The sequence below is a fragment of the Christiangramia aquimixticola genome (assembly GCF_048285835.1).
GTDB lineage: Bacteria > Bacteroidota > Bacteroidia > Flavobacteriales > Flavobacteriaceae > Christiangramia > Christiangramia aquimixticola.
The window spans coordinates 192,600-195,342 of the sequence record NZ_JBLVTL010000001.1; the positions used below are offsets into that span (position 1 = coordinate 192,600).

Here is a 2,743-nt window from a genome sequence, read left to right on the forward strand (position 1 = left end):
TGATCACCGTAGTAGCCACTCTATTGGCCTGCGGAAATAATAAAGGAAATAAAAACGAAGAAGGTGGAACTATCACCGTTGACGGTTCCAGTACTGTTTACCCTATTACTGAAGCAGTAGCTGAAGAATTCAGAGCTGAGAAACCTAAGGTAAATGTAACTATTGGAGTTTCAGGAACCGGTGGTGGATTTCAAAAATTCAGCAGAGGAGAAACCGATATTTCTGATGCTTCCAGAGAAATCAAGCAAAAGGAGGCAGATCTTGCTAAAGAGAACAATATAGACTTCGTAGAACTGGAAGTTGCTTATGATGGTCTTGCAGTGGTAATAAACCCTGAAAATGACTGGGCTAAATCTTTTACCGTTGAAGAACTTAAAAAGATCTGGGAACCTGCAGCTCAGGGAAAAGTTATGAAGTGGAATCAGATAAACCCTGAGTGGCCTAATGAGGAAATTCACTTATTTGGACCTGGAGTAGCTTCTGGTACTTTCGATTATTTTACTGAAGCAATCGTAGGAGAAGGTGGCGCAAGCCGAGGTGATTTTACCGCCAGTGAAGATGATAATGTACTGGTACAGGGAGTTGCCGGAGACAAATTTGGATTAGGATTCTTTGGATTGGCTTATTACGAAGCAAATTCAGATAAACTTGAACTGGCAGCTGTAGATGGTGGAAACGGACCTGTGATCCCAACTGCTGAAACTGTTAATGACGGTACTTACAAACCTCTTTCAAGACCTCTGTTCATTTATGTGAGCAGTAAAGCTGTACAGGACCCAACAGTTGTAGATTTTGTAAACTTTTATCTGAAGGAGGCCGGAAGTCTTGCAAAAGATGTTGGTTATTTCCCATTAACCGATGCAGAATATGCAGAACAGAAATCGAAATTTGAAAGTTTCGTTCAAAAACACAAGCCTGCAAAAGAGGCTGCAAAATCTGAATAAACATTTTTTAATGGCATCAGACCTCAATTGAGGCTTTGATGCCATTTTTAATATAATCTCAATGCGTAAACTAAAAGAATTAGTGATAGAAAGGCTCTTGCTTGCAAGTTCCCTTATCACTATTGCTGTTACCGTAGGTATCATTTTAGTTTTGTCTTTAGAAGCGGTTAATTTCTTCAGTGAGGTTTCTATTATTGAATTCCTTACCGATACTGAATGGACGCCGCTGTTTACAGACAAACATTTTGGAATTCTGGCGTTGCTCTCGGGTACCTTATTAACCTCTTTTATCGCCATTGCCTTTGCAGTGCCGGTAGGTTTATCCATAAGTATCTACCTGAGCGAATATGCTCCAAAGAGTTTCAGACGTACTATAAAACCATTACTGGAATTGCTTGCAGCGGTTCCAACTGTGGTTTACGGTTTCTTTGCCCTAATGGTGGTGACGCCATTTTTACAAAGCATTTTTCCAAGTATTTCAAGTTTCAACTCCCTATCAGCTGGTTTGGTTATGGGAATAATGATCATTCCTTATATATCTTCATTAAGTGAAGACGCTTTACAGGCAGTTCCAAATGCTTTGAGAGAGGCTGCCTATGGGATGGGATCTACCAAACTTCAGAATTCATTCAGGGTAATGGTACCGGCAGCTTCTTCAGGAATTATAGTATCAATAATATTAGCAATTTCCAGAGCTATTGGTGAGACCATGATCGTAGCTATTGCAGCGGGGCAACAACCTCGTTTTACTTTTGACCCTACGGTGCCGGTTGAAACCATTACGGCTTATATAGTACAGGTAAGTCTGGGGGATGTTCAGCATGACTCTCTTGAGTACAAGACCATTTTCGCAGCCGGGATCACTTTATTCATCTTTACTTTCCTGCTTAATACTTTAAGCTACAGGATCCGTAAAAAATTCCAGGACAAATATGAATAATATCAGGAAAAACAGATTAAAGGACCAGCTTTTCAAATACTGGGGAATCGCCTGTACTTTATTAGGACTGGTACTGCTTGCAATTTTTATAGGGAATATCCTCGTAGACGGGATCATGAGAATAGATTGGGAATTCATTACCAATCTTCCTTCCCGTAAAGCTGAAAAATCGGGTATTTACACGGCACTTATGGGAAGTATATGGGTGCTGGTCTTAACTACCCTTATTGCTTTACCGGTAGGTATCGCCGCCGCTATTTATCTGGAAGAATATTCAAAAAAGAATAAATTTTCTACAATTCTGGAAGTGAATATTTCCAATCTCGCCGGAGTCCCTTCTGTAATATATGGACTTTTAGGTCTGGAAGTCTTTGTAAGGATCATGGAAATGGGTGCCAGCGTACTTGCAGGTAGTTTTACCCTGGCTTTATTGATTCTTCCAATCGTGATCGTATCTACCCGGGAAGCCCTGAAGGCTGTACCAAAATCGGTTAGAGATGCGTCGTTCGCGATGGGTGCTTCAAAATGGCAAACAGTATACCATCAACTTCTGCCTGCCAGCTTTGGAGGAATATTAACCGGAATAATTTTAGCCCTTTCCAGAGCAGTGGGAGAAACAGCTCCGCTAATTGTAATTGGAGCCCTGGCTTACGTGCCATTCGCCCCTTCTTCAACCATGGATGAGTTCTCTGTTTTACCAATCCAGATCTTTAACTGGATTACCAGACCTCAACACGGCTTTGTTGAAAATGCAGCCGCTGCAATTATTATCCTGTTATTGATTACTTTTATTATGAATGGGATTGCAGTCTATTTCAGAAACAGATGGCAGAAAAAATTTAAATAACACAAGTGTTAT

3 protein-coding genes are annotated in these 2,743 nt (G+C 40.6%); all 3 read left to right on the top strand.

The annotated features are described in order from the left end of the window. Nucleotides 1-2 precede the first annotated feature (2 nt). The 3 genes from ACNKXV_RS00815 to pstA all read left to right on the top strand — a co-directional run bounded on the left by ACNKXV_RS00815 (nt 3) and on the right by pstA (nt 2,731). The gene (locus ACNKXV_RS00815; RefSeq protein ID WP_417905801.1) at nt 3-944 is read left to right on the top strand and encodes a PstS family phosphate ABC transporter substrate-binding protein; all 942 of its coding nucleotides are present in this window, start codon (nt 3-5) and stop codon (nt 942-944) included. Nucleotides 945-1,005: 61 nt separating this feature from the next. Continuing rightward, nucleotides 1,006-1,884 carry a phosphate ABC transporter permease subunit PstC gene (gene pstC / locus ACNKXV_RS00820; RefSeq protein ID WP_417905802.1) on the top strand — a complete coding sequence of 293 codons (879 nt, stop codon included), beginning with the start codon at nt 1,006-1,008 and terminating at the stop codon, nt 1,882-1,884. Further along, on the top strand, nt 1,877-2,731 hold the full coding sequence (pstA, locus tag ACNKXV_RS00825; RefSeq protein WP_417905803.1) for a phosphate ABC transporter permease PstA: 855 nt from the start codon (nt 1,877-1,879) through the stop codon (nt 2,729-2,731). The genes pstC and pstA overlap by 8 nt, the downstream gene beginning before the upstream one ends. The last annotated feature ends 12 nt before the right edge of the window (nt 2,732-2,743 follow it).

Excerpts from the sequence above, each read along its gene's own strand:
- pstC (WP_417905802.1), top strand. The coding sequence starts at position 1,006 with ATGCGTAAACTAAAAGAATTAGTGATAGAAAGGCTCTTGCTTGCAAGT.
- pstA (WP_417905803.1), top strand. The coding sequence starts at position 1,877 with ATGAATAATATCAGGAAAAACAGATTAAAGGACCAGCTTTTCAAATAC.